This window comes from Streptacidiphilus rugosus AM-16, assembly GCF_000744655.1.
Classification (GTDB): domain Bacteria; phylum Actinomycetota; class Actinomycetes; order Streptomycetales; family Streptomycetaceae; genus Streptacidiphilus; species Streptacidiphilus rugosus.
Window position 1 is genome coordinate 6,754,026 of sequence record NZ_JQMJ01000004.1, and the last position, 22,661, is coordinate 6,776,686.

Annotated in this window: 16 protein-coding genes and 1 tRNA gene; 3 read left to right on the forward strand and 14 right to left on the reverse strand. The window is 73.2% G+C overall.

Annotation, left to right across the window (positions count from 1 at the left end):
* Nucleotides 1–143: 143 nt before the first annotated feature.
* The 11 genes from galK to metG all read right to left on the reverse strand — a co-directional run bounded on the left by galK (nt 144) and on the right by metG (nt 12,337).
* Nucleotides 144–1,325, reverse strand: a complete 1,182-nt coding sequence (gene galK, locus BS83_RS39445) for a galactokinase (RefSeq protein WP_232248647.1) — start codon at nt 1,323–1,325, stop codon at nt 144–146.
* A 97-nt stretch (nt 1,326–1,422) separates the two neighbouring features.
* Nucleotides 1,423–2,400, reverse strand: coding sequence for a UDP-glucose 4-epimerase GalE (gene galE / locus BS83_RS39450; protein WP_037608179.1), 978 nt, complete (start codon nt 2,398–2,400; stop codon nt 1,423–1,425).
* The gene (galT, locus tag BS83_RS39455; protein ID WP_037608182.1) at nt 2,397–3,527 is read right to left on the reverse strand and encodes a galactose-1-phosphate uridylyltransferase; all 1,131 of its coding nucleotides are present in this window, start codon (nt 3,525–3,527) and stop codon (nt 2,397–2,399) included. The genes galE and galT overlap by 4 nt, the downstream gene beginning before the upstream one ends.
* Nucleotides 3,528–3,772: 245 nt before the next feature.
* Nucleotides 3,773–4,447, reverse strand: coding sequence for a response regulator transcription factor (locus BS83_RS39460; RefSeq protein WP_037608185.1), 675 nt, complete (start codon nt 4,445–4,447; stop codon nt 3,773–3,775).
* A gap of 165 nt (nt 4,448–4,612) precedes the next feature.
* Nucleotides 4,613–4,685 (reverse strand) — tRNA-Thr (locus tag BS83_RS39465).
* A 303-nt stretch (nt 4,686–4,988) separates the two neighbouring features.
* A complete protein-coding gene (locus BS83_RS39470; RefSeq protein ID WP_037608186.1) occupies nt 4,989–6,776 on the reverse strand; it encodes an ABC-F family ATP-binding cassette domain-containing protein in 1,788 nt (595 codons plus the stop codon).
* An 80-nt stretch (nt 6,777–6,856) separates the two neighbouring features.
* On the reverse strand, nt 6,857–7,786 hold the full coding sequence (locus BS83_RS39475) for a 4-(cytidine 5'-diphospho)-2-C-methyl-D-erythritol kinase (protein ID WP_037608187.1): 930 nt from the start codon (nt 7,784–7,786) through the stop codon (nt 6,857–6,859).
* 119 nt (nt 7,787–7,905) lie between these two features.
* Nucleotides 7,906–8,808: a 16S rRNA (adenine(1518)-N(6)/adenine(1519)-N(6))-dimethyltransferase RsmA gene (rsmA, locus tag BS83_RS39480; RefSeq protein ID WP_037608188.1), complete on the reverse strand. Its 903-nt coding sequence runs from the start codon at nt 8,806–8,808 to the stop codon at nt 7,906–7,908.
* Nucleotides 8,809–8,862: 54 nt separating this feature from the next.
* A complete protein-coding gene (locus BS83_RS49065; protein WP_408641080.1) occupies nt 8,863–9,528 on the reverse strand; it encodes a transglycosylase family protein in 666 nt (221 codons plus the stop codon).
* A gap of 114 nt (nt 9,529–9,642) precedes the next feature.
* On the reverse strand, nt 9,643–10,518 hold the full coding sequence (locus BS83_RS39490) for a TatD family hydrolase (RefSeq protein ID WP_037608190.1): 876 nt from the start codon (nt 10,516–10,518) through the stop codon (nt 9,643–9,645).
* 211 nt (nt 10,519–10,729) lie between these two features.
* Entirely contained in the window at nt 10,730–12,337 is a 1,608-nt protein-coding gene (gene metG / locus BS83_RS39495; RefSeq protein ID WP_037608191.1) for a methionine--tRNA ligase, read from the reverse strand.
* Nucleotides 12,338–12,427: 90 nt separating this feature from the next.
* Here metG and BS83_RS39500 point away from each other — a divergent pair, with 90 nt between their 5' ends.
* Nucleotides 12,428–14,431 (forward strand): serine/threonine-protein kinase, encoded by a 2,004-nt coding sequence (locus tag BS83_RS39500; protein WP_051945109.1) that lies wholly within the window; start codon nt 12,428–12,430, stop codon nt 14,429–14,431.
* Nucleotides 14,432–14,474: 43 nt separating this feature from the next.
* Here the strand turns inward: BS83_RS39500 and BS83_RS42645 are convergent, their stop codons facing one another.
* Nucleotides 14,475–14,876, reverse strand: coding sequence for a hypothetical protein (locus BS83_RS42645; protein ID WP_084714806.1), 402 nt, complete (start codon nt 14,874–14,876; stop codon nt 14,475–14,477).
* Between the two features lie 261 nt (nt 14,877–15,137).
* Nucleotides 15,138–15,983, reverse strand: coding sequence for a 16S rRNA (cytidine(1402)-2'-O)-methyltransferase (gene rsmI / locus BS83_RS39510; RefSeq protein WP_037608192.1), 846 nt, complete (start codon nt 15,981–15,983; stop codon nt 15,138–15,140).
* Between the two features lie 470 nt (nt 15,984–16,453).
* Here rsmI and BS83_RS39515 point away from each other — a divergent pair, with 470 nt between their 5' ends.
* Nucleotides 16,454–18,190, forward strand: a complete 1,737-nt coding sequence (locus BS83_RS39515) for a dolichyl-phosphate-mannose--protein mannosyltransferase (RefSeq protein WP_051945833.1) — start codon at nt 16,454–16,456, stop codon at nt 18,188–18,190.
* Between the two features lie 103 nt (nt 18,191–18,293).
* A complete protein-coding gene (locus BS83_RS39520) occupies nt 18,294–19,985 on the forward strand; it encodes a penicillin-binding transpeptidase domain-containing protein (protein WP_037608194.1) in 1,692 nt (563 codons plus the stop codon).
* Between the two features lie 7 nt (nt 19,986–19,992).
* On the opposite strand, the gene BS83_RS39525 is transcribed toward BS83_RS39520, so the two are convergent.
* Entirely contained in the window at nt 19,993–21,252 is a 1,260-nt protein-coding gene (locus tag BS83_RS39525) for a N,N-dimethylformamidase beta subunit family domain-containing protein (RefSeq protein WP_037610958.1), read from the reverse strand.
* Nucleotides 21,253–22,661: the final 1,409 nt, after the last annotated feature.

Consider the following 22,661-nt stretch of genomic DNA (forward strand, 5'->3'; position numbering starts at 1 on the left):
CGGAGCGCGGGTAAGGCAAGCCTCACCCGCGATCCTTCCGTCACACTAGTGCCTTCGACTTTATGACCCCATAAGCATCACTTATGGGTTGCTCGGCCGGGGACCGCACCGAAGGCAGCCGCCCGCAGCGGGGTCCGCCCTGCTCAGGCCAGTCGTCGCGCCCCCGGCGCGGGCGTCGCGGTGAAGAAGCTCGGCGCGTTCCAGTCCGGCTGCGCAGCATAAGCCGACTCGATGGCCGCCGTGATCGCGGGCACCCGGTCGGGGACGGTCAGCACGATCACGCAGCCGCCGAACCCGCCGCCGGTCTGCCGCGCGCCCAGCGCGCCCTGCGCCAGCGCCGTGTCGACCGCCGTGTCGGACTGCGGGCAGGAGATGGTGAAGTCGTCCCGCTGCGAGGCGTGGCCGGCCGTCATGATCGGGCCCAGCGCCCGCACGTCTCCTGCGGCGAGCAGCCGCGCGGCCTCCAGCACCCGGGCGTTCTCGGTGACCACGTGCCGGGTGAGCCGGCGCAGCTCCTCGTCCGGGAGCGAGGCGAGAACCGCCTCCAGTTCCGCGCCGCCCGTCGCCTCCACGTCCCGCAGCGCCGGGACTCCGAGCAGCGCCGCCGACTTCTCGCAGCCTGCCCTGCGGTGGCGGTAGGCACCGTCGGCATGGCCGTGTTCGACGTGGGTGTCGACCACGAGCAGCACCAGTCCGGCCGCCGCCAGGTCCAGCGGAACCTGACGCTGCGCCAGGTCGCGGGTGTCCAGGAAGAGCGCGGCGCCCTCCTCGCAGCAGAGCGAGGCGGTCTGGTCCATGACCCCCACCGGAGCGCCCACGTAGTCGTTCTCGGCGCGCTGGGCGAGCTTGGCCAGCTGGGGACGCTCGACGCCGAGGCCGAGCAGTTCGTCGCAGGCCAGCAGGACCGCGCACAGCAGCGCGGCCGAGGAGGAGAGCCCTGCGCCGAACGGCACGTCGCTGTCCAGGTGCAGGTCGAAGCCGGGCACGGGGTGGCCCGCCTCGCGCAGCACCCACAGCGCGCCGGCCGGATACGCGGCCCAGCCCTCGACGGAGCCGGGCCGCAGCGACTCGACCGTGAACCCGACCACCCGACCGTCGCCCTGTGAACTGTGCACGCGGACCAGGCCGTCGTCGCGCCGGGCCACGGCGATCCGCGCCGCGTGCGGCAGCGCCACGGGGAACACGAAGCCGTCGTTGTAGTCGGTGTGCTCGCCGATCAGGTTGACCCGCCCCGGCGCCTGCCAGACGCCCTCGGGCTCGCGTCCGAAGAGCGCGGTGAAGTCCTTGGCGACGGCGTCCGCGGTCGGCTCGTGCGGCTCGATCACTGCTGGTTCTCCTGCTTCTCGGCTGCGGACTCCGCTGCGGCGGGCCGGTCGGGGCGGGTCGGACGGCTCGGCGACGGGCGTCGCCGAGCCGGGGGACTCAGCCGGCGGCGGGGGCGTCGCCGGTGAGGGAGAGCGCGAACTGCCAGGCGTCGGCGACGATTCCGTCGAGGTCGGCGCGGCTCGGACGCCAGCCGAGCAGTTCACGGGCGCGATCCGCGGAGGCGACCAGCACGGCAGGGTCTCCCGCGCGTCGGCCGGCCGTCACGGCGGTGATCTCACGGCCGGTCACGCGACGCACCGCGTCGATGACTTCGCGCACCGAGAAGCCGGCGCCGTTGCCCAGGTTGCACACCAGGTGCTCGCCGGGGCGGGCGGCGTCGAGGGCGAGCAGGTGCGCCTCGGCCAGGTCCGCGACGTGGATGTAGTCGCGCACGCAGGTGCCGTCCGGCGTCGGGTAGTCGTCGCCGTAGACGGAGATGTGCGGACGGATGCCCAGCGCGGCCTGGATCACCAGCGGAATCAGGTGCGACTCCGGGTCGTGCCGCTCACCCTGCCGGCCGTAGGCCCCGGCGACGTTGAAGTAGCGCAGCGACACCGCGGCCAGGCCGTGGGCCGCCGCCTCGCTGGTGATCATGTGGTCGACGGCGAGCTTGGTGGCGCCGTACGGGTTGGTCGGCCGGGTCGGGGCGGTCTCCACGATCGGCGTCGACTCGGGCTCCCCGTACACCGCGGCGGTCGAGGAGAAGACCAGGCGGCGCACGCCCGCCTTGCGCATGGCGCTCAGCAGCTCCAGCGAACCGGCGACGTTGTTGCGCCAGTACTTCTCCGGATCCACGACCGACTCGCCGACCTGCGAGCTCGCCGCGAAGTGCAGCACGCCGTCGAAGGAGCCGTCCAGCACCTCGCCCGCGTCCTGGATCCGCCCGCGCACGAACCGCGCCCCGGCGGGCACGGACTCGCGGAAGCCGGTGGACAGGTCGTCGAGCACCACCACCTCGTGGCCCGCCTCCAGCAGATGGGCCGCGACGACCCCGCCGACGTAACCGGCGCCACCGGTGACCAGGTACTGACTCATGGCTTGACCTCCCGCAGGCGTCGCGCGGCGTCCTCGGGCGCGACGTCGTTGATGAACACGTCCATGCCGGACTCGGAGCCGGCCAGGAACTTGAGCTTCCCTACCGTACGACGGATGGTGAAGAGCTCCATATGAAGGGCCAGCTCGCTCCCGTTGCCCGGGGTGTGCCTGGTGGGGGCCTGGTGCCAGGCGGCGATGTACGGCGTGCGGTTGACGGTCCGGCCCGAGGCGCGCAGTTCCTCGGGCGTCTCAGGGGCGAAGAGCAGGTCGAAGCGGCGCAGGAGGTCGAGGTAGAGGTGGGCGAACTCGGCGCGCTCCGCGTCGTCGAGCGCCCTCAGGTCGCCCACCCTGCGGTGCGGATACAGATGCACTTCATAGGGCCAGTGCGCGGCGAAGGGCACGAAGGCGGTCCAGTGCTCGCCCTCGACGACCACGCGCTCCCCCGAGCGCCGCTCGGCGTCCAGCTGCTCCTCGAAGAGGTTGCGCCCGGTGCGGCGGCGGAAGGCGGCCGCCGCGTCGATCATCCGCTCGGTGCGCGGTGTCACGAAGGGGTAGGCGTAGACCTGCCCGTGCGGGTGGCCGAGGGTGACGCCGATCTCCGCACCGCGGTTCTCGAAGCAGAAGACCTGCTCGACGCCGGGGAGCGCGGAGAGCTCGGCGGTGCGGTCGGTCCAGGCCTCCAGCACGGTGCCGACCTGCCGGGGGGTGAGGTCCGCGAAGGAGGCGTCGTGGTCGGAGGTGAAGCAGACCACCTCGCACCGCCCGGCGCCGGGTCGGATCACCTGGGGCGGGGTCGCCGCGACCAGGTCGGGGTGCGGGTGGGGGGCCAGGGAGGGGAAGCGGTTCTCGAAGACGACGACCTCGTAGTCCGGCTCGGGGATCTCGCTGAGCCGTCCGTCGCGGCTGGGGCAGAGCGGGCACTCGTCCGCGGGCGGGTGATAGGTCCGCCCCTGGCGATGTGCGGCCACCACCACCCACTCGTCGAGCACCTGGTCGTAGCGCAGCTCCGACAGGGTCTCACTGTGCGGCAGGGGCCGCCGGTCCTCGGCTGCGCGGACGACGTCGTCGCGGGAGTCGTAGTAGATCAACTCACGGCCGTCGGCCAGTCGCGTGCTGGTCTTCTTCACTACGGGGATCTCCAAGGTCGGCCTCGCTGACGTTCTCGCTGCTCGCTCGCTTCAACATATTCGAACACAATTAAGCAGTAGTCAACAGCCCCAGGCAACGTGAGTCCAGCCTGCGAGCAGCAGGCACGGTCAGGGCGGGGGCGACGCCGGCGGACTGTTCGGAAGTGTTGGGTTACGGTTGGATTCCCGTCGGTCACACCTCGGTCGGCCAGGCGCGGTGCGGCTCGGCGCGGCGCAGCGCCGGCTCAGCGAGGAACGCGGCCGACACGCTCCAGCAGACCGGTCCTGGCCGCGACGGCGGCCGCCTCCAGGCGGGTGCGCGCGCCGAGCTTCACCAGCACGCGCTGGACGTGGGTCCGGGCGGTGCTGGGCGCGATGCGCATGCCCTCGGCGATCTCCTGGGTGTCCTGGCCCTCCGCGATCCGGGCCAGCACCTCCGCCTCACGGCGGGTCAGCAGCCGCAGCAGTTGCTGCGCCTCGTCGTCGGACTCCACGGTGGGACGCAGCAACTGCTCGAAGGCGGCGCGCAGCAGCTCGGGCGCGACAGCGGCCTCGCCGGCGCGCACCCGTCCCAGCGCGCGCTCCACGACCTCGATGCGCTCGTCCTGGCGCACGTACCCCGCCGCCCCGGCGGCGAAGGCGGCCGCGACCCCGCCGAGGTGGTCGACACTGCCCATCACCACGACGGCCACCTCGGGCCGCTCCCGCCGGATCCGGCGCACCACGTCGAAAGCGCCGGGCTCCTCGGGCCGGGAGACCCCGAGCAGACACGCCTCCGGCCTGCGGTTCACCACCAGATCGGCGGCCACCCCCGTCGGCGTCCCCACCGCGAGCACCCTGTGCCCGCGCAACTGCAGGGCAGCCGCGAGCGCCTCGGCAAGCAAACGGTGGTCGTCGACGACCACGAGCCGAACCCCCACGGAGTCCTCCGCCCTCCCCTGGCACGACGTGTGACGCACCATCACAACGCATTCTGCCCATGGAACGCCATACGACCGTGCTCGTTCGAGGGAACACCCGGCCAAACTCGCGACCTGACGACGAAGGCCCGCATCCGTGCTAACGGATACGGGCCTTCATGTCGGAGCCCCCATGCGGAATCGAACCGCAGACCTTCTCCTTACCATGGAGACGCTCTACCGACTGAGCTATAGGGGCGAACGAGGAAGACCTTACCTGGTCAGAGCCCCGGATGGGAAATCCGCTCCGAGCATGGCCCCGGCACCCTTCCGAACGCGCTTCCGGACGGCCCTCCGGTCGCCTCCGGCGCCTGCCCTTCGGCGCCCAGGGCTCCGTCGGTCGCCCCTTCCACGCCCCGGAACGCGGGCCCGGCAGCCGCCAGGAGCTCTTGCGGGGGCCCTCGGACGCACTTCCCGCCGGTGCGGCCTCACCGCGGACACGGACCCGAACAGCACGGCCCCCGCACGACCGAGGTCGTGCGGGGGCCGTCTGTGCTGTCCGTCACACGTCCTCGGCCAGCTCCAGCCACTGCATCTCCAGCTCCTCGCGCTCCTCCTTGAGCGCGCGCAGCTTGCCGTCCAGGTCGGCGATCTTGCCGAAGTCCGCGGCGTGCTCGGCCATCTGGTCGTGCAGCTTGGCCTCCTGGCCCTCCAGCTTGGAGAGCTGACGCTCGATCCGCTGGAGCTCCTTCTTGGCCGCACGCGTGTCGCCGCCCGCCTTCTTCGCCGCGGGGACCGCCGGAGCCGCCGCCTCGACGGCCGCGGCGCGGCGCTCCAGGTACTCCTCGATGCCGCGCGGCAGCATCCGCAGGCGGCGGTCGCCGAGCAGCGCCCACGCGGTGTCGGTGGTGCGCTCGACGAAGAAGCGGTCGTGGCTGATCACGACCAGCGAGCCGGGCCAGCCGTCGAGGAGGTCCTCCAGCTGGCTGAGGGTCTCGATGTCGAGGTCGTTGGTCGGCTCGTCGAGGAAGAGCACGTTCGGCTCGTCCATCAGCAGCCGCAGCAGCTGCAGGCGGCGGCGCTCACCGCCGGACAGGTCGGCGACCGGGGTCCACTGCTTCTCCTTGGTGAACCCGAAGGTCTCGCAGAGCTGACTCGCCGACATCTCACGGCCCTTGCCGAGGTCCACGCGCGAACGCACCTGCTCGACGGCCTCCAGCACGCGCAGCGTGGCCGGCAGCTCGGCGACCTCCTGAGAGAGGTAGGCGAGCTTGACCGTGCGGCCGACGACGACCTTGCCGCCGGCCGGCTGCCGCTCGCCCTCGCTCGCCCAGGCGGCCTGCATCGCGCGCATCAGCGAGGTCTTGCCCGCGCCGTTCACGCCCACCAGGCTGACGCGGTCGCCGGGGCCCAGCTGCCAGGTGAGACGTTCCAGCAGCAGCTTGTCGCCGGCCTTGATCGTCACGTCCTCCAGGTCGAAGACGGTCTTCCCCAGGCGCGAGTTGGCGAACTTCATCAGCTCGACCTTGTCGCGCGGCGGCGGCACGTCCGCGATCAGCTCGTTGGCCGCCTCGACGCGGAAGCGCGGCTTGGAGGTGCGGGCGGGCGCACCGCGGCGCAGCCAGGCCAGCTCCTTGCGGATGAGGTTCTGCCGCTTGGTCTCCTCCGTCGCCGCGATCCTGGACCGCTCGGCCCGCGCGAAGACGTAGTCGGAGTAGCCGCCCTCGTACTCGTGCACGGCGCCGGCCTGGACGTCCCACATCCGGGTGCAGACCTGGTCCAGGAACCAGCGGTCGTGGGTGACCACGACCAGCGCGGAGCGCCGGGCCTGGAGGTGCCCGGCCAGCCAGGCGATGCCCTCGACGTCGAGGTGGTTGGTGGGCTCGTCGAGGACGAGCAGGTCGTGCTCGGCGATCAGCAGCTGCGCCAGCGCGATCCGGCGGCGCTCACCGCCGGAGAGCGGGCCGATGACGGTGTCCAGCCCCAGCGCGAAGCCCGGCAGGTCCAGCCCGCCGAAGAGCCCGAGCAGCACGTCGCGGATCTTGGCGTCGCCCGCCCACTCGTGGTCGGCCTTGTCACCGATGACCTCGTGCCGGATCGTCGCGGCCGGGTCGAGCGCGTCGCCCTGCGCCAGCACGCCGATCTGCAGCCCGGTGACGTGCGTCACCCGCCCGCCGTCCGGCTCCTCCCGCCTGGCCATGATCTGCGTCAGCGTGGTCTTGCCGTCGCCGTTGCGGCCGACGACGCCGATCCGGTCTCCCTCGCTCACACCGACGGACACACCGTCGAGCACGGCACGGGTGCCGAAGATCTTCCGTACGCCTTCGACGGTGACGAGATTGACTGCCACGGGTGCTGCGCTCCTGCGGGGGCTGGGGAAACTACCGCCCCCCAGGGTAGTCGGCCCGGCCGTCGCGCCGTCGTGGCGGCTCAGAGCACGGTCGCTCCGGGGACGGGGCCCTCCGCCTGGCGGACTTCGCGGCAGGTGCCGGAGAGGGCGAGCGCGGCGGCGACCGCGGACGCCTCGGCCGCGTTCTTGGCGAGGAAGGCACAGGTCGGTCCCGAGCCCGAGACCAGGGCGCCGATCGCGCCAGCCTCGCTGCCCGCGCGCAGGGTGTCGGCCAGCGCGGGGCGCAGCGACAGCGCCGCGGCCTGCAGGTCGTTGCTGAGGGCGGCGCCCAGCGCGGCGGCGTCGCCGGCGGCCAGCGCCTCCAGCAGCGCGGTGTCGGGGGCGGGCGCGGGGATCCGCGTCTCGTCCGCGCCGCCGGGACCGGCGGCGACCTCGCGCAGGCGGTCGCACTCGCCGTAGACGGCGGGCGTCGACAGGCCGCCGTCGGCGACGGCGAAGACCCAGTGGAAGCCGCCGCCGGTGGGGATCGCGGTGAGCCGCTCGCCGCGCCCCTCGCCGAGGGCGACCCCGCCCTGCAGCGAGAAGGGCACGTCGCTGCCGAGCTCCGCCGCGAGCGCGAACAGCGTCTCCCGCGGCGTGTCCAGGCCCCACAGCGCGTCGCAGGCCAGCAGCGCGGCGGCGGCGTCGGCGCTGCCTCCGGCCATGCCCCCGGCGACCGGGATGTCCTTGGCGATGTGCAGCGCGACGTTCGCCTCGACCCCGTGGTGCGCGGCGAGCGCGCGCGCCGCACGGGCCGCGAGGTTGCTGTCGTCGGTCGGCACCACGTCCGCGTCCCGGCCCTCGACGGTGAGCGTCAGGCCGTCCGCCGGGCGGGCGGTGACGGTGTCGTAGAGGCCGACCGCGAAGAAGACGGTCGCCAGCGCGTGGAAGCCGTCGGCGCGGCGGCCGCCGACGGCGAGTTGCACGTTGACCTTGGCGGGGACGCGGACGGTGACGTCGGCGGCGGACATCGGCGGGATGCTCCTGACGGGCCGGTGGGCGGGTGCTGCGGGCGTCGGGCCGGTTGCGGTCCCGGTGCCCGGACGGCGGTTCATTGTGGCAAGACCGGGGCCGCGCCCCGGCGCTGCCCTCAGTCCTGGTGCTGCGGCTTGTTCTCGGCGATGGCGATGAACTGCTCCACCGTCAGGGCCTCGCCGCGCAGCCGGTGGTCGATGCCCGCGGCCTGCAGCGCCGCCTCCGCGGCGACCGGGCTGCCCGCCCAGCCCGCGAGCGCGGCGCGGAGCGTCTTCCTGCGCTGCGCGAACGCCGCGTCCACGACCGCGAAGACCTCCCGCCGCGAGGCCGTCGTCCTGATCGGCTCGTCGCGCCGGACCAGCGAGACCAGCCCGGAGTCGACGTTCGGCGCGGGCCAGAAGACGTTGCGCCCGATCGACCCGGCCCGCTTGACCCTGGCGTACCACTGGGCCTTGACCGAGGGGACGCCGTAGACCTTGTTGCCGGGCTGGGCGGCGAGCCGGTCGGCGACCTCGGCCTGCACCATCACGAGCGTGCGCTCGATCGTCGGGAACTGCTCCAGCATGTGCAGCAGCACCGGGACGGCGACGTTGTAGGGGAGGTTCGCGACCAGCGCGGTCGGGGCGGGGCCCGGCAGCTCGGTGACGGTCATCGCGTCGGCGTGGACCAGCGCGAAGCGGTCGGCGCGCTCGGGCATCCTGGCCGCGACGGTCGCCGGCAGGTGCTGCGCGAGCAGCGCGTCGATCTCGACGGCGGTGACCCGCTCCGCCGCCTCCAGCAGTCCGAGCGTCAGCGAGCCCAGACCCGGGCCGACCTCGACCACGACGTCGTCGGGCCGCACCTCGGCGGCGCGGACGATGCGGCGCACCGTGTTGGCGTCGATGACGAAGTTCTGTCCGCGCTGCTTGGTCGGGCGGACGCCCAGCCGGCCGGCCAGTTCACGGATGTCGGCGGGGCCGAGCAGAGCGGCGTCGGAGGACTGGGCCTCGACGGGCTGGTCGGGATCGGTGGTGCTCACCCGGCAAGGATACGGGGCGGCGGGAGCGCGAACCGGCGCGCACCCCGCCGGTGGTCAGCCGTGGGCGCGGTGGCCGCAGGAGGGCCAGGGCGCGGTGCCGCGCTCGTGGAAGAGGGTGCGCGCGCGGGAGGTCTGCTCCGACGCGGAGGCGTTCTGCGGCAGGCCGTGACCGCCGAGGCTGTGCCAGGTGTGCGCGTCGAACTGGTAGAGCCCGCCGTAGCGGCCGGACGGGTCGGTGATGTGCGGGTTGCCGCCGGACTCGCAGCGGGCCAGCGCGCCCCAGTCGAGATCGCCGGTGACGTGGGACAGGCTCGACAGGTCGGTGAAGGCCCCCGCGCGATGGCGGCCGTGCCCGGCCGCGATGACGGCGTGGTCGCTGACGTGCGCCGGTTCGGCCGCCCGGTGGTGCGGCTTGGCGTGTCTGGGCCGGTGCGGCAGTTCGGGCGCGGACGGCGTGGAGGGCATCTGCGGCAGGGCGAGGGAGTCGACCGACCGCGGCGACGGCAGCGCCGCCGTCCCGGCGCCGTGCTGCGTCGCAGCGCCGGACGCACCGGCCGCGTCCACAGCCACCGCGCCGTCGGGCAGCAGGTCCGCGGCCTCGGTCACCCGCTCGTCGCCGCGGGGCTCCTCGGCCAGGAACGCGCCGGTGCCGCCGACCAGCAGCGCCAGGATCAACGCCTGCGGCAGCGTCCGTGGTGACGCACCTGAAGAAACGTTCACGCGTGGCCTCCGCCGCGTCGTCGGTCGTCCGTCGTCCGTGCGGGGCGACGTGCGGACTGACCAACGAAGAGCCGGGGCCCACGTCACGCCCCGCAGGGGTGGCGTCGGCGCGGCTCAGTAGTCGAAGGCGCGCGCGGTGTTGGCGGCGACGGCGGCCGCGAGTTCGTCCTCCTCGATGCCCCTGACCTGGGCCATCGCCCGCAGCGTGAGCGGGATCAGGTAGGGGGCGTTGGGACGGCCGCGGAAGGGGGCCGGGGTGAGGAACGGCGCGTCGGTCTCCACCAGGACGCGGTCCAGGGGGGTGACGGCGAGGGCCGCGCGCAGGTGGTGGTTGGCCGGGAAGGTGACCGGCCCGGCGAAGGAGAGGTAGTAGCCGGCCTCGGCGCAGATCTTGGCCATCTCCTCGTCGCCCGAGTAGCAGTGGAAGACGGTGCGCTCGGGCGCACCCTCCTCGGCGAGAATCCGCAGCACGTCCTCGTGGGCGTCGCGGTCGTGGATGACCAGCGCCTTGCCGTGCTTCTTCGCCAGCGCGATGTGCCGCCGGAACGACTCCTGCTGCACCTCGACGCCCTCGGGCCCGGTGCGGAAGTAGTCCAGTCCGGTCTCCCCGACCCCGCGCACCTGCGGCAGGGCGGCGAGCGCGTCGATCTCCGCGAGGGCCGCGTCGAGGGCGGCCGTCCCACCGGGGCCGCGCTTCTGGCCGCTCCAGCCGTCCGGGTCGCCGAGGACGATGCGCGGCGCCTCGTTCGGGTGCAGCGAGACGGTCGCGTGCACGTTCGCGTGAACCCCGGCGATCTCCGCGGCCCACCGTGAACCCGGGACGTCGCAGCCGACCTGGACGAGGGTGTTCACGCCGACGGAGGCGGCCTTGGCGATGATCTCCTCGGGGGTCGCGTCCTGCATGTCCAGGTGCGTGTGCGAGTCCGCGACGGCAATCCGCAGCGGCTCCGGCACGGGCGGCGGAGTCGGGTCGCTCTTCGATCGGGCCACGCGGGGATCCTTTCTCAACTCCGGGCAACTCCGGGCGGTCGAGCAGCCATGCACTGCTCAGGGGCGCGGGGCTCCGCTCGTGAACTGCGTGCGCGAGCGACCACCCGCGGGCGGATGGCCCTGCTCGCCCGGCGACCCACCACCCAGGGTGGCTTGTCGCGCACGCACTTCGCGAGCAGAGCCTCGCGCCTCTGGCCGGGTGCGACCGGACCTAGTCGGCCTTCTTCTCCTCGAGGCGGGGGAAGAGGATCTCGCCCTTGGTCACCGTGACGCCCGCGGGGAGCACGCCCCACCGAGCCGCCTCGTCGATCCGCTGCGCGGGCAGCGCGCCCAGCACGGCCTCCGCGCCGAGGGAGTCCCAGAGCAGCCCGGAGACCCGCGGCATGACCGGGTTCAGCAGAACCGCGATGCCGCGCAGCGACTCCGCCGCCGCGTAGAGGATCGTCGCCAGGCGCGCCTGGCCCTCCGCGGACTCGTCCTTGGCGACCTTCCACGGCTCCTGCTCGGTGAGGTAGCCGTTGACCTGCTTGACGAAGTCGAAGATTGCCGCGATGCCGCCGGCGAAGTCCAGCCTCTCGCCGATCTTGTCGTCCGACTCCGCGACCGCCTTGGCCAGGCCCTCCGCCAGCGCGGCCTCCGCCGGGCCGGACGCCGTGGCCTCCGGCAGCACGCCGCCGAAGTACTTGCCGACCATCGCGGCCACGCGCGAGGCGAGGTTGCCGAAGTCGTTGGCGAGCTCGGAGGTGTAGCGGGCGGAGAAGTCCTCCCAGGAGAAGGAACCGTCCGTGCCGAACGGGATCGCCCGCAGGAAGTAGTAGCGGTAGGCGTCCACGCCGAAGTGGGACGTCAGGTCCTGCGGCGCGATGCCGGTCAGGTTGGACTTGCTCATCTTCTCGCCGCCGACCATCAGCCAGCCGTTGGCGACCACGCGCTTGGGCAGCGGCAGACCGTTGGCCATCAGCATCGCGGGCCAGATCACGGCGTGGAAGCGGAGGATGTCCTTGCCCACCAGGTGCACGTCGGCCGGGAAGGTCGCCTCGAACTTGCTCTGGTCGGAGCCGTAGCCGACCGCGGTGGCGTAGTTCAGCAGCGCGTCCACCCACACGTAGATGACGTGCTTCGGGTCCCAGGGGATCTGCACGCCCCAGTCGAAGGTGGAGCGGGAGATGGAGAGGTCCTGCAGGCCCTGCTCGACGAAGCGGACGACCTCGTTGCGCGCCGACTCCGGCTGGATGAAGTCGGGGTTGGCGGCGTAGAGCTCCAGCAGCTTGGGGCCGTACTCGGAGAGCTTGAAGAAGTAGTTCTCCTCCTTCAGCATCTCCACCGGCTTCTTGTGGATCGCGCAGATCTTCTGGCCGGCGAACTCGCCCTCGCCGTCCAGCAGCTCGCCGGGGGCCTTGTACTCCTCGCAGCCCACGCAGTACGGGCCCTCGTAGCCGCCCTGGTAGATCTCGCCCTTGTCGTAGAGGTCCTGGACGAACTCCTGCACCCGGGCCGTGTGGCGGTCCTCGGTGGTGCGGATGAAGTCGTCGTTGGCGATCTCCAGGTGCTCCCAGAGCGGCTTCCAGGCCTCCTCGACCAGCTTGTCGCACCACTCCTGCGGTGAGACGCCGTTGGCCTCGGCGGTGCGCATGATCTTCTGACCGTGCTCGTCCGTCCCGGTCAGGTACCACACCTGCTCACCGCGCTGGCGGTGCCAGCGGGTCAGCACGTCACCGGCGACGGTGGTGTAGGCGTGGCCCAGGTGCGGGCGGTCGTTGACGTAGTAGATCGGCGTCGAGACGTAGTAGCTCTTACCGGGGTTCTGGACGGCGGTCATGCCGCAATGGTATCGGCCGCCGGGGGTGCCTCCGCCCGAGTGATCACAGCGTGAGAGGGAAGCCTTCTGGGCAGGCGAGGGGGTGGGCGAATGCAGGCGCTCGAGGGCGGCGATCCGGAACAACTGGGTGGGTACAGACTGCTGGCGCGGCTGGGGGCCGGCGGCATGGGGAGGGTCTATCTGGCCCGTTCGCGGGGCGGGCGGCGGGTGGCCCTGAAAGTGATCCGGCCGGAGCTGGCCGACGACCCGGACTTCAGGGCCAGGTTCGCCAGGGAGGTCGCGGCGGCGCGGGTGGTCGGCGGGGCGTTCACGGTGGCGGTGCTGGACGCCGACACCGAGGCGGACACCCCGTGGCTGGCGACGGAGTTCGTGGCCGCGCCGACTCTGGCCCAGGCGGTCCGCGAGCGAGGGCCGCTGCCGGTCGAGTCGGTGGTCGCGCTGGCGGCCGGGCTGGCCGAGGGGCTGGCCGCGATCCACGCGGCCGGTGTGGTGCACCGCGATCTCAAGCCGTCCAACGTGCTGCTGGCGCTGGACGGACCGCGGGTCATCGACTTCGGGATCTCCCGGGCGATGGAGGCGACGGAGCTGACCCGCACCGGGGTCGTCGTCGGCTCGCCGGGCTTCATGTCCCCCGAGCAGATCGAGGGCGGCCGGGTCACCCCCGCGACCGACGTCTTCTCGCTCGGCGCGGTGCTCGCCTACGCGGCGGTCGGCCACGGGCCGTTCGGCGACGGGGCGACGCCCGCCCTGCTCTACCGGGTCGTCCACGCGGAGCCGCAGCTGGAGACGGTTCCCGCCGCGGTGCGCGGACTGATCGCCTCCTGTCTCGCGAAGGAACCGAGCCTGCGCCCCACACCGGACGCGCTGCTCGACCTGCTGGAGGCCTCGGGCCAGGGCGCGGAGCCCACGCAGACCTGGCTGCCGGTCGAGCTGACCAGCATGATCGAACGCGTCGAGGCGGAGTTCCCCAGCAGGCTCGGCTCCCTGTCGGGCCCGACCGCGGCGGCGTCACCGCCGCCCACTCCCCCGCCGACCCCGGCGATCCCGCCGACACCCGCACCCGGGCCGACGCCGGGCGCTGCGCCGACCGCCACGACGCCCCTGTTCACACCGGCCGCCGCATCGGAGCGGCCGACCCCGCCGCTGCCCGGTTTCGGCCCGGCGCCGGCGTCGTTCGCCGTGAACGCCCCGGCCCAGGCATCGGGCGGAGCGCGGGGGAGGAACCGGGCGGGCCGACGGACCGCCGTGCTGGTGACCGCGGTCCTGCTGCTCGGTCTGCTCGCCACCGGTGTCTGGGCGCTGACCCGTGACCACGCAGGCGGCAACGGCGCGGCCGGCCTCAGCACGCCGACCCTCGGCGCGACCGGCGCCGCGGCGACCACCTCGCCCTACGCGTCCGGGTCGGACTCCGGCTCCGGTGCCGCGGGCGCCTCGGCCTCCGACACCTCGACCGTGAACGCGGCGGTCACGGTGACCGTCCCCGGCGTGGTGGGCGAGACGGTGAGCCGGGCGGAGCACGACCTGACCGCGGCCGGATTCTCCCGGGACGCCATCAGGACCACGCTGACCTGCGAGGGCAACGCGCGCGGCGTCACCGGCGTGCTCAGCCAGAGCCCGACGGCCGGCTCGGCAGTGGCCTCGACCCGCACGGTGCGACTGACGGCGGAGGCGGCGGACTGCAAGGCCTACGCGAGCGAAGTCGGCCGCCCGGTGGCGTACGCCGTCACGGACCTGGCGAACCAGGGGTTCACGAACGTGAGCAACCAGCCGGGCAACGTCTGCGGCGTGGCGACGGACCCGGTCGGGACCGTGGAGGCGCAGGACCCGCAACCGGTCGCCGAGGGGGCGCTCAGGGCGGGCACCGCGATCACGCTGTTCACACAGCCCCAGGACTGTGTATCGCCGTCGCCGACAGCGACGAGCGCGATGTCGCCGTCGGCGGCCGCGAGGAGCGGATCGTCGCCGTCTCCCGCGGCGGCGTCTCCCTCGGCGGCGACGGCGAGCGCCTATGTGCCGTCCCCGGCCACGACGACCGCGTCGTCACGGCCGTCGTCACGGCCGTCCTCACCGCCGCCGTCGCCGACCGCGACATGAGCCGCCGCGAAGTTGAGGCGGCCGCGAGCTGAGGCGGACCGTGTCAGCGGTCGCGGTGCCAGTGGAAGGGCAGGTGGAAGTGCCTCCGCCGGTCGGCCGGCGGGGGCGTCTCCGCCTTCGGCTCCGCCGTCGCCTCGGCGTCGGCCTCGGTGTGGGCTTCCGGCTTGTGCGGGTGCCAGTTCTCGGCGACCGTGGCGACCCGCCCGGCGGCCATGATCCGGACGTGCTCACCGCCGCAGCCGGGGCAGCCGGGGTGCGTCAGGGGCGAGGCCACGGGTACGCCGTTGGCCCGGTAGCGGTAGACCATCCGGCCGTTGTAGTCGACGCTGTGTTCGATCTCGTATGCCTGCTCCCAGACGAATCCGCAGTTCAGGCAGGCGAAGGAGTAGGCCTCGTGGACCGGCTCCATGGGCTGTCGGCGGGTGGGCACGGAGGTTTCGCTCATGACGTTCTCCCAGGGCCCGGCGGGCGTCCGCCCGAACCGGGGCTTTCTCGTCCTCATGTTTTCCCGGGGAATGCGGCAGCGAGCCTTCGGCCGGGAATTCTTGGGGGAGAGTTGGTGCATTTTGACGCGCCCGCGACCTACCGGGAGGGTTTCGAGGGCGCGGCTTTAGCCGCTGTTTGCCTGTCCCGTCACCGTACGCCCGATTGGCTCCGGACGTAAGTCGGGGCAGGTCACGGCGGATGCCCGGGGAACGCCCAGCGCTCAGGGAGCGCTTTTCGCCGCCACCACCGCGTCGAACACCTCGCGCTTCGGAAGTCCGGCCTCGATCGCGACCGCGGCGATGGCCTCCTTGCGGTGCTCCCCCGCGTCCACGCGGACCGCCACACGCCGGGCCAGCTCCGCCGCGTCCACCTCGGCGGGCCCGGCGGCCGGCGCCCCGGCGACCACGACGGTGATCTCGCCGCGGACGCCTGCGGCCGACCACTCGGCGAGCTCGCCGAGCGAACCGCGCTTGACCTCCTCGTACGTCTTGGTCAGCTCACGGCAGACGGCCGCCTCGCGCTCCGCGCCGAAGGCCTGCGCCATCGCCGTCAGCGAGTCCTCGATCCGGTGCGGCGACTCGAAGAACACCATGGTCCGCGGCTCCGCGCCCAGCTCCCGCAGGCGCGCACCGCGCTCGCCGCCCTTGCGGGGCAGGAAGCCCTCGAAGCAGAAGCGGTCCACCGGCAGCCCGGAGAGGGCGAGCGCGGTCAGCACGGCGGACGGACCCGGCACGGCGGTGATCCGTACCCCCGCCTCGACGGCGGCGGCTACCAGCCGGTAGCCGGGGTCGGAGACGGAGGGCATGCCGGCGTCCGTCACCAGCAGCACCCGGGCGCCGCCGCGCAACGCCTCGACCAGCTCGGGGGTGCGGCCGACCTCGTTCCCCTCGAAGTACGAGACGACCCGCCCGGTCGGCGCGACGCCGAGCGCCTGCGCCAGCCTGCGCATCCGCCGCGTGTCCTCGGCGGCGACGATGTCCGCCTCCGCGAGCTCCTTCGCGAGCCTCGGCGGGGCGTCCTCGACGTCACCGATGGGGGTTCCAGCCAGCACGAGTAGACCTGTCACCCGCCCATCGTCCCATCCTGCGCGCCTCCGCCCCCGCCGCCGGCCGACGGACCCGCCGTCCCGCCGGTCGGCGCCGAGAGGCTTCTACGGAAGGGACATCTGGGTGATCGCGTAGCGGCGGCGGTTCGAACGCCGACGGCGACACGGCAAGCCGGCCCCACCGAACACGGCACGCGCTGCCTTCGCCCCGCCCTGGCCCACGCCCAGGCAGCTCGCACTCGGCCACGCGCCCGGCCGTCGCGCCCTCGCCCTCGCTCTCTCCCTCGCCCGGCGAACTTGTCACGAAAATCGCGACAAGTTCCCCCTTCCCCGCCCCTCCCGCCCCAGCGGGATCACGCGCCACCGCTGGCGCGGACAGGATCCGCCCCTACGATGCTCGCGTGGATGAAGACAGGACGGACACGCTGACCGCCGGCTCCCCCGCATCCGGGGAGGACGACCATGCCGGCGGCGCGAGCCCGCGGCGGCGGATGCCGCTGACGGCCTGGCAGCGCCGGCTCGGCAGGTACGGCTACCGCGCCCCCGAGCGGACGTCGCTGCGCGACCGGCTGGTGCCGCCGATGCCCGACGGCCGAGGCGTGCCGACCGGCGCGCCCTCGCCGCTGCTGGCACGGATGGGCGTCGCGCTGCCGCCCGCCCTGTGGGCGTTCCTGTGCCGCTGGGCCGGCTGGATCGGCCCGCTCGTGATCACCGCCTTCGCGGGCCTGCTGACCTTCTGGAAGCTCGGCACGCCGAACGCGATCATCTTCGACGAGACGTACTACGCCAAGGACTCCTGGTCCATGTGGCACTACGGCTTCGAGCGGAACTGGGCCGACAACGCCAACGCGGGCATCATGCAGACCCCGCAGCACATCCCGACGCCCACCGGCGCCGAGTTCATCGCGCACCCCCCGGCCGGCAAGTGGGTGATCGGCCTGGGCGAGGAGCTCTTCGGGCTGAACCCCTTCGGCTGGCGCTTCATGGTCGCCGTGCTCGGCACCCTCGCGGTGCTGCTGGTCTGCCGGATCGGCCGCCGCCTCTTCCGCTCGACGCTGCTCGGCTGCGTCGCCGGACTGCTGCTGACCGTCGACGGCCTCCACCTCGTGATGAGCCGCACCGGCCTGCTCGACCAGATGGTCATGTTCTGGGCGCTGGCCGCCTTCGGACTGCTGCTGCTGGACCGCGACCGCAGCCGGGCCAGACTCGCCGACCTGGTGGGCGCGACCGCCGACCGTCCCGACGCCGTCCCGGACGCGGCCGCGGCCGCCGCCGCACGCCTGGGCTGGCGGCCGTATCGGCTTCTGGCGGGCGTCTGTCTGGGGCTGGACTGCGCGACCAAGTGGAACGGGCTCTGGTTCGTCGCGTTCTTCGGCGTGATGACGGTTCTCTGGGACGCGGCCGCGCGGCGGACCGCCGGGGCCCGGCGGCCCTACCTGACGGCGGCGCTGCACGACGCGCCGTGGGCGTTCGTCTCCGTCGTGGTGGTCGCGCTGCTGACCTACATCGCGTCCTGGACCGGCTGGTTCGCCACCACCGGCGGGTACGACCGCACCTGGGCCGACGGCCGCAAGGGGCTGTCGCCGGACTCCTGGGGTCCGCTGCACAACCTGCCGCAGGTCGACATGACCTGGGTGCCGGCACCGCTGCGGAGCCTGTGGCACTACCACTCGGAGATCTGGAACTTCAACACCACCCTGCACACCCCGCACACCTACATGTCCAACCCGTGGAGCTGGCTGATCAACGGGCGGCCGGTCTCCTTCTACTACGAGTCGCCGACGGCCGGGAAGAGCGGCTGCACGGCCGCGCAGTGCGCGAGCGAGGTGCTGGGCATCGGCACCCCGCTGCTCTGGTGGACGGCGACCTTCGCGCTGGTCTACGCGCTGTACCGGTGGGCGTTCCGGCGTGACTGGCGGGCCGGGGCGATCGTGTGCGGCATCGCGGCGGGATATCTGCCGTGGTTCCAGTGGCAGCAGCGAACGATCTTCCTCTTCTACACCATCGATTTCGAGCCGTATCTTGCGCTGGCCGTCGCATTCATGATCGGCGCGATTCTCGGCTCGGCTCGGGCGCGCGGCGACCGCCGCCTGCTGGGCGGAATCGGCGCCGGGGTCCTGGTGCTGGCGATTATGGTCAACTTCCTCTATTTCCTGCCCCTCTACAACGCCGAGGTCATTCCGATCGACGACTGGCGCGGGCGTATGTGGTGGCCCACCTGGATCTGATTCGGATAACGGTTCACCGGCGCGGCTTCCGGTAGCAGCAGACGCACACGTACGATCCCCCACGAGCGGGGCCGGAGCGGCCCGATGTGATGGGGGGAAGAACGTGAACCGTGGAGCCAAGGCGGCCGTCGCCGTGGTGGTGACTGCCATGGTGGGCGGCGCCGGGTACGGCGCCTACAACATCGTCAACGGCGTCACGGGCGGCGGGGGGCCGTCCGCGAAGCCGACGTTCCAGCCGACGGCGCTGTCCACCACGGCGCCGACGGCGGACGCGGCGGTGAAGCAGGCCACCGCCTTCCTGCAGTCCTGGCAGGCCGGCCCCACGCGCTACGCGGACGCGGGCCACGACACCGACTCCCCGCTGACCACCGAGGCCGCGCTCCAGGCGTACCACGACGGGCTCGGGCTGACCGGCGTCACCTTCACCGCGATCACCGCGGGCGCGCCGACCACCGCGCAGGTCGACCAGGGCGGCGGCGTCTCCACCAGCGCGCCCACCACTCCGGTGACCTTCCAGGCGAGCGCGAAGGTGACCGGCGGCACCTGGACCTACCAGGGCACGCTGGACGTCCTGCAGAGCAGCAACGGCCAGACGGCGGTCCGCTGGGACCCGTCGGTGCTCTTCCCGAAGCTGAAGAGCGGCCAGACGCTCAAGGCCGGGGCGATCACCGGGGACGCCGCGTCGGTCACCGTCACCGATGCCAAGGGCGTCGCCCTGACCCCTGCGAACGCCCCCTCGCTGACCGCCGTCCTGGACAGCATCCGGGCCCACGCGAGCGGCAGCGGCGGCAACGGCGGCACCGGTGTGGAGGTTGTGGACGGCAGCGGAGGACCGGTCGCCCCGGCGACGGTCTTCACCCAGCCCAAGGCCTCCACGATCAGGACGACGCTCGACGCGCGGCTGCAGAAGCAGGCCGAGGCGGCCGCGCGCCTGCAGAAACTGCCGACCGGCGTGGTGGTGATCCGGCCGAGCGACGGGCACATCCTCGCCATCGCCAACACGGCGTCGAACGTGAACCTGGCGATCAACGCCCAACTGCCGCCCGGCTCGACCATGAAGATCATCACCGCGGCGGCGCTCTTCGACCACACCTCGCTCACCCCCAGCAGCACGCTCAAGTGCATGAAGACGCAGGCGGCGGGCGGGCAGGTCTTCCCCAACGAGGCCGACGTGCCGGAGAAGCCGAACGCCACGATGACCGAGGACTTCGCGCGCTCCTGCAACACCGCCTTCGTCTACGGCGGCTACCACTACCTGGTCCAGGGCGGGGCGCCGAGCTCCGTCCTGCACGACGAGGCGACGCAGGTCTTCGGTTTTGGCAACTGGTCGATCGGCGGCGACGTGCAGACGGCGAACCCCACCGTGCCCGCCAGCCCCAACGGCAGCGACAACGCGGCCGACTTCATGGGCCAGGGCGGCGACCTGGTCAGCCCGCTGGTCATGGCCTCGGTCGCCGCGACCGTCCAGGACGGCCGCTTCCACCAGCCGATCCTGCTGCCCGACCAGCCGCAGACGCCCGCCTCGGGTTCGTTGTCCGCGTCGGACGACAGGAACCTGAAGACGATGATGCACGCGGTCGCCTATGCCCCCTACGGCACGGGCTACCCGCGGCTGAACGATCTCTCCGGCGTCGGCGCCAAGACCGGAACGGCCGAGGTCACCGGCGGCACCGATGGCTGGATGACGGCCTACAACGGCCAGATCGCCGTCGCGTCGGTGGTCCAGGGCGGCTCCTCCGGCGTCGACACGGCCGGCTACGTGGTGCGCGCACTGCTGCAGGCCACCGGCTCCTGAGCCGGCGTCACCCGTACACCGACTGCACGTTGTCCCTGGGCTCGGGGCGGTGGTTCGCCGCCGGCCCCAGGGCGAAGGCGGTGAGCAGGTTCTCCGTCGTGCGGGTGACGAACGCCGCCGTGCGGGCGTCCATGCCGTGGTCGCCGCCGTCGTCGTGGCCGCCGGCCATCAGGCCCTCGACCCAGCGCATCGTGCCCGAGGCGAAGACGCCCGCGCCGCTGCGGGCGGTGTAGTACGCGGTGTCCGAGTGGCTGTGGTTGCCGTTGCAGACCAGGGGCGAGTGGGCCAGGATCTCGATCGGCCTGGGCGTGGGCGCGCTCGGGGTCACCCGGTCGTACTCGACGCCCACCAGGTGCGCGAACGAGTCCCCGGCCCGGACGCCCGTGCCCGCGAAGAGCCAGTGGTCGGGGGCGTGCACGACGTAGGGCGCGTCCGTCGGGTAGCCCTCGTAGAAGACCCCGGTCATGGACGACTCCGGGTCGGCGGCCGGACCCGAGCGGAAGTCCGTCGTGGTCAGCGCGCGGTTCTGCAGGTAGGCCGGGTCGTCGCGGTAGTCGGTCTTGTAGCAGACGACCGTGCGTCCCCCGTCCTCGACGCGGATGCGGCGGAAGCAGGTGTTCGCGCCGAGGAAGGCCACGTTCGTGCCCGCGTCACGCGCCTTGGTGACGGCCTGGCGCTGCTGCGGGGTCCAGTACTCGTCGTGGCCCAACGACAGCACGGCCGTCGCGCCGGCGAGGATGGACGGGTCGGTGTGGACGTCGACGCCGGTCGTGTACGCGAGCGGGATGCCGAGCCGTTCGGCGAGCACGACCAGGGCTCGCTCGTAGACGAGGAACTTCTCGGCGCCGTTGTCGTCGTAGGGCCGGTCGAAGGAGACCTTGAGCGCGCGGGCCCCGTAGCTGCCGTCCTCGCCCTGGTAGAGGCTGGTGCCGCCCCAGGTGTTGTACGCCTGCCAGGTCGCGGTGCCGTGCATGACCAGCACCCGCCCGTGCGCGTCGGCGGAGCGGACGATCAGCGGGATCCAGCGCTGCGCGTGGTTCTCGGCGTCGAGCCTGAAGAGGTAGGCGCCCTCCGGCCAGCCGGTGGTGTCGACGGTCAGGCTCGGTTGCCAGCGCGCCTGGACCGTTCGGGTGGGCTGCACGATGACGGGTGCGGCCTGCTGGTGTCCGGCGACGCGGCCGGACCGCCAGACCAGCCGGGCCTGGGTGCCGTCGTACCAGCCGACGCGGTAGGCGGAGACGGTGAAGCCGGGGGCCGTGGTCGACACCCGCAGCGTGACCGCCTCGCCCGGGCGCACGGAGGCGCGGTCCGCGTAGCCCACGACGTCCTCGGGAGCGCCGAGGCGGGATATGCGCCAGTCGGCCGCGCCCGGCCTGCGCTGCTCCGCGGCGGCGCCCGCGGAGGCGTCGGACACGGGGGTACCGGCGTGCGCCGGATGCACGGCCTTGGGTGAGCTGCCCCCTTCACAGCCCGCCAGCCCGAGCCCCGCCCCGACGGCCGCGGCTGCCCCGAGCACGCTCCGACGCGGCAGACCGCGCTCCCCGCTCTCCACCACCGTGCCGCCTCCTCCTCAGCCGACGATCGCCCTCGAACGACCTTACGACGTCCGCGCGCGACCACCACTTCGGGAGAGTCCGGACATGGCCGCACAAGCCGTGCGGGACGAACGGCGGCGCGCCTCGGGTTGACGCAGCGTCCGCCCCCGCCCGGGCCGGCCACGGGCCGGAGCCGGCGCGGCCGGCCCGGGCGGAACGAGCGGCCCGTCGGCGGCCTGCGTCGCAGCAGCGTTCGCAGCAGGACGGCGAACTGAAGCCGGAGCAGCGTCACGAGGCCTCCGACCTGCCCGGGCCGTCCCGACGGCGTGTCCCCGGCGGTCGGGACGCGAGTGGTCGGCGGCACCGGCGCGCGGCCGGCGGCGGGCAGGCCCTGACCTGCGAGGGCCTGCGACGGCGTCAGGTGGGCTTCGGGTCCCACGGCGAGCAGCACGCGGCAGATTCGTGCGCGGCGGCCACGCCGAGTGTCCGAGCCGAGCGCCGCGCGGTTCGCGCACTCGCGCAGGTGGCGGGCGAGCCGCTTGCGCCACAGCGGGCTGGGCCTGCCGTCCCGGGTCCTGGTCATGCGGTCCGGGCCGGCGCAGCGCCGGGCCGGGTCAGGTGGGGGTGGGGCGGGCCGTGGGGGCGAGGTGGCGACGGGTGCGGTGGGGGGTGAGGGTTCCGCGCTGTGCTCGTCGTCCGGGGTCGGGGCGAGGGCACGGCCGCTGCGCAGCGCGAGGCGGGGCCAGAGGACCAGCAGGACCGGCAGTTGCAGGTAGCCGAAGCGGCCGGCCGGGGCCAGCAGGAAGGCCGTCGCCACCCCCAGCGCCAGCCGGTCGCAGGCGGTCCTCGCGTCACGCGGCGGACGGATCATCAGCCAGACGCAGATGGCGAGCCCGCCCAGACCGAACAGGACCAGGGAGGCCGTCCGCCCGGCAGGGCCCAGCTGGGCCAGCAGGTGGCCCGGCAGCGGGCTGCCGGCCGGGGTCTTCACGGTGGAGAGGCCGAGCGGGTAGCGGACGACCTGTTCCAGCATCGCCCCGTGGAAGGCGACGGCGAACGGCAGCACCAGCGCGCCGCCCACCAGCAGGGTCCAGCCGAGCCCGCGCAGCGCGGGCCGACGGCCGCCGACCTGACGCAGCAG

Bases quoted from the DNA above. Each gene is read 5' to 3' on its own strand.
- galE (WP_037608179.1), bottom strand. From the start codon at position 2,400: ATGAGTCAGTACCTGGTCACCGGTGGCGCCGGTTACGTCGGCGGGGTC.
- BS83_RS39475 (WP_037608187.1), bottom strand. From the start codon at position 7,786: ATGTCCGCCGCCGACGTCACCGTCCGCGTCCCCGCCAAGGTCAACGTG.
- metG (WP_037608191.1), bottom strand. From the start codon at position 12,337: ATGACCGCCGTCCAGAACCCCGGTAAGAGCTACTACGTCTCGACGCCG.
- BS83_RS39500 (WP_051945109.1), top strand. From the start codon at position 12,428: ATGCAGGCGCTCGAGGGCGGCGATCCGGAACAACTGGGTGGGTACAGA.
- BS83_RS42645 (WP_084714806.1), bottom strand. From the start codon at position 14,876: ATGAGCGAAACCTCCGTGCCCACCCGCCGACAGCCCATGGAGCCGGTC.
- BS83_RS39515 (WP_051945833.1), top strand. From the start codon at position 16,454: ATGCCGCTGACGGCCTGGCAGCGCCGGCTCGGCAGGTACGGCTACCGC.